This window comes from Anaerococcus lactolyticus S7-1-13 (assembly GCF_000758765.1).
GTDB lineage: Bacteria > Bacillota > Clostridia > Tissierellales > Peptoniphilaceae > Anaerococcus > Anaerococcus lactolyticus.
Genome location: NZ_JRMW01000009.1, coordinates 1 through 6,078 on the forward strand (window position 1 = coordinate 1; position 6,078 = coordinate 6,078).

At 37.2% G+C, this 6,078-nt stretch carries 6 protein-coding genes; all 6 read right to left on the reverse strand.

Annotation, left to right across the window (positions count from 1 at the left end; genetic code table 11):
• Positions 1 to 639 precede the first annotated feature (639 nt).
• A complete protein-coding gene (locus HMPREF1630_RS00345; protein WP_037325962.1) occupies positions 640 to 870 on the reverse strand; it encodes a hypothetical protein in 231 nt (76 codons plus the stop codon).
• An 83-nt stretch (positions 871 to 953) separates the two neighbouring features.
• Entirely contained in the window at positions 954 to 2,006 is a 1,053-nt protein-coding gene (locus HMPREF1630_RS00350) for a DUF4097 family beta strand repeat-containing protein (protein WP_037325964.1), read from the reverse strand.
• Positions 1,999 to 2,355, reverse strand: a complete 357-nt coding sequence (locus tag HMPREF1630_RS00355; protein ID WP_004829246.1) for a DUF2089 domain-containing protein — start codon at positions 2,353 to 2,355, stop codon at positions 1,999 to 2,001. The genes HMPREF1630_RS00350 and HMPREF1630_RS00355 overlap by 8 nt, the downstream gene beginning before the upstream one ends.
• 145 nt (positions 2,356 to 2,500) lie before the next feature.
• Positions 2,501 to 3,193, reverse strand: coding sequence for a hypothetical protein (locus tag HMPREF1630_RS00360; protein WP_037325966.1), 693 nt, complete (start codon positions 3,191 to 3,193; stop codon positions 2,501 to 2,503).
• Entirely contained in the window at positions 3,177 to 4,190 is a 1,014-nt protein-coding gene (locus HMPREF1630_RS00365; RefSeq protein WP_037325968.1) for a glycosyltransferase, read from the reverse strand. The genes HMPREF1630_RS00360 and HMPREF1630_RS00365 overlap by 17 nt, the downstream gene beginning before the upstream one ends.
• Complete coding sequence (locus HMPREF1630_RS00370) at positions 4,159 to 5,322, reverse strand: glycosyltransferase (RefSeq protein ID WP_037325970.1); 1,164 nt, start codon at positions 5,320 to 5,322, stop codon at positions 4,159 to 4,161. Before HMPREF1630_RS00370 ends, HMPREF1630_RS00365 begins: the two co-directional genes overlap by 32 nt.
• Positions 5,323 to 6,078 lie beyond the last annotated feature (756 nt).

A 6,078-nucleotide genomic window follows, 5' to 3' on the forward strand; every position in this document is an offset into this window, starting at 1 on the left:
AGCTGTCAGTGCAATTTTCTTTACGGAGTCTTAGGATTTTAAAATACTCGACCCACCCCCGTTTCGACCGAGCGTAGCGAGTGGAGAAATCTCTGGTCACCTTTATTTAACTATTATGGTTTAGGTGTCTAGTCACACTTAAATCAAAAAACATAACTCTAATCTAGCAATGTTTGGCACAGCCAAACGAGCCCTGCAAACACTGGAACATCAAAACCAATTCTCTCATCTATCGGGCAAAGATTTCTAATCAAGGGTTTGCGTTAAGAAAATCGCTTGTTTGAGGCTTTAGCCGAGTTTGCGATTTTTAGCAACCTGACGATTAGATATCAGTGGGGAGATACGTAATCTTATACAAGGACATCCTCCCTACGCAAAAAAAAGCTTGCCGAAAAGGCAAGCTTCTGCTTCCGCCCTCCGCATAAGGAGCCGCTCGGTGGTGTAGCGGAAAGAGGGACTGGGGGAACCCAGTGAGGGACGACTTGCCCAGCGGCCGAGAGCGGCGGAAGGTCCCTTAGCGTCCCCCCCGATTACGGAGCAGTCATGTTAATGACTGAGAACATCTATATGATACAGTCAATCTCGGATTAACAAGTAAAGATGATACATTTAATCTCGGATTAAAAAAAAGAACATCTTTTATAAAGACGTTCTTTTGTGGGTTTTCCACTCCATGTATAAAAATACTACATTCATAATTATCATTAGGATTCCTATCCCAAATAATAGGGGATTAAATTTTTTTACAAAGCCGCCCACATTTTTTTCTAGGGATTGGTAGATAAATATTGAGGCTAGAATAATTTGTAATACATAAAAAACAACTCTTTTTTGGAAGGATTTTTTCTTATTTTTCTCTTTTTCTTTCATAAAAATCTCCTTTTACTTCTATCCTTTATTATATCACATTTCCAAGGATAAAAAAAGATGGGCTCTTGCCCACCTTTGTGTTTCTATCTTAGGGATACTTTGCCATTGCCTGTTTTGGCTTTTATGGTTAATTTTGCCTCGTCTGTTGAGGTTGATAGGTCGTATCCTTCGTCAGTTTTAATTTTATTTTGGAACTTTTCTGTGACGTTTACAGTGGCACTATCAACAAAGGCTTTTATTTCTCCTTGGTAGTCTGTTGTGTCTACTACAATTATGCCACTTACAGTTTCTAGATCAATGTCTTTTGTGTCCTTAATATTATATATCCTAATTGAGCCAGACCTTGAACCTGCGGTAATTTTATCGCTTGCTAGCCCATCTACCCTGATATTTCCAGAAATATTGTCTACTTCAACCTTATCGCCTTTGATTCCAGCAAGGTAAATAGCTCCTGAAACATTGTCGATATTTAGAGATCCCTCGATGTTTTTGATGTCAATTTTACCATTTACATTATTGACATCGATGGCTGACTTGCTATTAATCACCATAATCTTACCATTTACCGAGTCGATATTTAAACTTCCAAAGTCAGTGTCAGCTATTTCAACTCTCGCATTTACAGTGTTTACATTTAATTTTTCATAGAAATCTTTGCCTACTTGCACCCTTAGTTTGACATTGGCTCCTAGATTCTTGTAAGTCTCGTTTTCTTCTATATCTAAGACATTATCCCTGATTTCAACATCTATATAATCTTCAAGATTACCTTTTTTGGCAAAGATGTCAGCTGAAATTACTATTCCCTTATCTGTCGACTTTTCTAAAAGTATTTCGCCGTTGATTAGGTCAATATTTATCTCGTCAATTTCATCATCAACCCTGATATCTTTGTGGGTATTTATTTCCCCCTTAAGATTGAAATTATTGATATCAAAAGCTTGGTCAAGGTCGATTGCAGAAATAGCTTCGGTTGCCTTTTTGATAATAGAGTCAACTGTTGATGTAATCTTACCTGCAAAGTCTGTTTCCTTTGATTTTTTATCCCCAATTGCAGCAAGAAGGTCACTTGCTTCTTCGACTGTAATCTTGCCTTCTTTGAGCATATTTAGGATTAATTGTTTTTCTTCAGTCATTGTTTAGCTCCTCTAGTAATTCCTTCGCCTTTTCTGTTGTAATTTCACCATTATCTAGCATGTTTAAGATGTCTAGCCTATGAGATTTTTTGTCAATTTTACCACCTAGTTTACTTACAATCTTATCAATCCTATTTCTTACTGTTGGGTAGGAAATGCCAATTTCTTCTCCAACATCCTTGATAGAACCTCTTTTTTGTAGAAATAGCTCAATAAATTCCTTATCTTCCTTATCTAGTCTTGAAAATGAGTCAACTTCAAACTCACCATGTACTTCTGTGTAGCAAGAATTGCATCTATATGATGTGATAATCATTTGATCACCACAGTTTGGACATTTATTTATCATAAGAACCTCCCTTTTGATTGAACTATACTACCCACCTTTATTTTTGTAAAGTCGGTATTCAATATTTTAAGTTTTTATTTTAAATATTTTAATATATGGATTTTTGTTTTAATTTTCTCACAAAAAAAGATTGGCTACTGCCAATCTAAATATAGTCCTTATCCCAATAGGATCTTAGGGTCCTTGATAACCAAATTACAGTATTTATCATGAATCCCAACCCAAATACCATTTGAAAAATATAGGCAAGTACATATAGGTCCTTGATTGTGGTAAATTTTTGAACCAAGCCTGCCCCTATTAAAATTATAAAAAATCCACTTAACCACTTAAGGCTCATCCTTAGGTTTTCCTTAAAATCTATATATACAAAACTCTTATGCTTGTATTTTTTGTTAAAATTATCACGTCTTATCTTGTATTCTTCGCGAAGGCTTGGGTCAGCATTTTTTATAAGGCCTGAGTAGTAGTGGTCCATATCAGCTGCTTTATTTGTGTATTTCTTAAGCTTTGCTGCCTCTTCTTCGCTAAAACTTTTCAGCAAGATTGCCTTGGTGACAGCAGCCTTTGAATCATAGGAAATCCTCTTATCCCTTAATTCTTCTAAATCTTCGATAGATTTTGCCCCATCAATTAGCATGAGGGTTTTAGCTTCGTAAAGCCTTTTGCCCCTAAGATAAAGAAGGATTGCAGCAAGACTTATACCGATTATTCCGATTTGAGAGATAAACATGCCAGATTCCCCGTAAATATCAAAACTTATTAAAAAATAATTTACAAATAAGGCTGGAAAGATAAATAGAATTAAAATTCCAACCATTTTAATTATTGATCTCATTTTTCAAAGTCCTTTCATAAAGGTCAAGGAGTCTTGCTCCGGTTTTTTCGATTGACTTTTCTTTCGCTTTTTCATAGGCGATTTCCGATAGGTCTGGCAAAGTCCCTTCCAATATTCCTTTGATTTTTCTTTCAAAATCGTCAAGGCTTTTTCCCTTGTAGATATTTTCCCCGTCAACAAAGCCATCTTCAAAAATTTCTATATCTCGAATTAAAATTTTTGCCTTAGTCGCTAGGGCCTCAAGGAGGACTATGCCTTCGGTTTCTTCGTGGGTCAAAAAAGCGTAGAGGTCAGAACCTGCATAAGCTTCTCTTACCCCCTCGCTAGATACATAGCCAGGTGCGTGGAAATTAGCAGGTACATCTTCCATTTCCTTTTTGATTTCTGGGCTCATCAAGGCTCTGTCAAGCTTGCCAAACCAAACAAATTCATATTGAGGCATCCTCTTGGCAAGTCTTAGAAAATCATCAATGCCTTTTCTTTTTATAGGAAGCCCCACAGAAATAATTGACTTTTTTTCCGGATTTAAACCGTATTTTTTGTAGAAATTCTCCCTGTCATTCGGTTTTTTCTGCCAAAAGTCAAGGTCAATCCCATTTGAAACCACTTCTATAGGACGGCCAATATGGTAGCCTTCAAGGATTTTCTTTGAATATTCGGTCGGCGTTAAGACCAAGTCACCTTTTCTATATGCATAAACCAGCCACTTCTTAAATAGCGGTGCAATTTGATTTGAAAAAATAAAGGAGTTTTTAAAGTCCTCCATGGTGGAGTGACCGTGGTAGACAACCTTTTTGCCCATCTTCTTTGCCTTAATCGCAAAATGAACAGAGCCAGGAAGGATGGTGTTGATGTGAACGAGATCAAAATCGTCCTTTTCATCTAGGGTAAAGTCGCAACCTACAAGCTTTAAGGCCTTGATTTGGTGGTCAATAGCCTTGCCCACGCCAGATTCCTTGACTGTTTCATAGTCTTTTGAATATATTAATACTTTCACGTTTATATTCCTTAATCGCCTTATCATAGCAAGCTAGGCACTTAGTTCCAAAACCGTCCACCGAAAAATTTTCTCTAGCATAGGCTCTAGTATTTATTTCTAGTAATTCTTTGTATTCGCTATCTGAAAATACCCTATCTATAAACTTCTCAAATTCTTCAAAGTTTTCGTACTTAAAACCATTAAATCCATTTTTAATTACCCCATCAAGGACAGAATCGTTCCTACAAAGGGCAATAGTGCCATTAGCAAGGGCCTCATAATAGGTTAGACCCTGGGTCTCAGATGTAGATGCAGTTACAAAAATATCTGCAGCTTGGTAGTAGCGGTTTACAGAATTCGCCTCAACCATACCCGTAAAAATAACTTCCTTGGTTATCTTTGCCGCATCTTCCTTCAAGGTGTCAAGATATGGGCCTCCACCCACTATGTAAAGTTTGATTTCTGAATCCTTGAGCCTGTCGTAATATTCCATAATCTCTTGGATATTTTTCTCTTCCCCAAGCCTGCCTAAGTATAATAATACTTTTGCATCCTCTTCAATTCCCAAAGCCTTTCTCAAAAGAGCCTTGTCATAAAGCTCTGGTATGTGGATACCAGTTGGGATAATATCAATCATAGAAGGATTTATACCATAATCTATCAAAAGATTTTCAGTCTTCGCTGTTGGCACAATTATCCTGTCGCAAAGACTAGCCAAGGTCTTGCTTGCCACAGATACAATCTTCTTTCCAGCTTGTTTTGATGGGATAAAATAATGGGTGTAATCCTCATAAACAGTGTGGTAGGTATGAACAAGAGGGATTCGCAAATCACTCGAAATCCTCTTTGCCATCATAAAAGTAGAAAACTCACACTGAGAATGAACTATATCAGGACCCCACGCCTTAATTTCTTTAAGGTGGCTCTTGGCAAGGAGGTTTGAAATCCTTGCTTGGGGATAAATTTTTTCCGCAGAAAGAGACCCAACATAATAAACCTTGCCATCTTTATACGACTTTGTTGTATTAGAAAGGGTAAGGACCCTAACATCGTGGCCCTCATCCTCCAGATATTCTATTAAATTCATAACTGAACGCACCACACCGTTAACAACAGGCCAGTACCAGTCACTTGTAATTAAAATTTTCATAATTCCTCTCTTAAAATATAATACTCTTTTTGCCAGGAATTTTACAATAAAATTCATATTAGCATAGGGTTTAATCCAAGATAAATAAATTTTTGGGAGGGTTCCCTTAAACCCTCTCTTTTTTTATCCAAGATAAATTATTCTTTTTTATATAATTTTGGTCATTTACATGACCTCTCCGTATCTGGGGGAACCCCAAGGGACCTTCCGCAGGGTCCCTCACTGGGTTCCCCCAGGCCCCCTTTCCGCTACACCCCCGAGCGGCTCCTTAAGCGGAGTGCGGAACCAGAAGTTTGCCTTTCGGCAAACCTCTTTTTTAGAGGGGATGACCTTGTATTAGTTTTTCGTATATCCTTACTATCATTCTAATCATCAAAGCCCTAAAAATCGCAAACTCGCTAACGCTCAAACAAGCGATTTTCTTTACGGGCTTCTCGATTAGAATTTAGTCCTAGGTAGATTAGAGAATTGGTCTCGAGGTACATACAGGACTTGGGCTCGTTTGGCTTTCGCCAAACATTGCTAGATGAGTTTTGCATTCTCAAATGAAGAGTTTAAGAACTTAAGACCTTGTATTTTAAAAGCCTAAGACTACGTAAAGAAAATTGCACTGACAGCTCTTTATGAATAAAAGCATTATAAATACTGTGAACTAATTTTTTAATAAAAAGTACAAGTCAGACTAGATTGCAATTTTTAGGAGGCTTAGGATTTTAAAAAGTAAGTAGATGGTAAAATCAAACGAAGACGTACTCC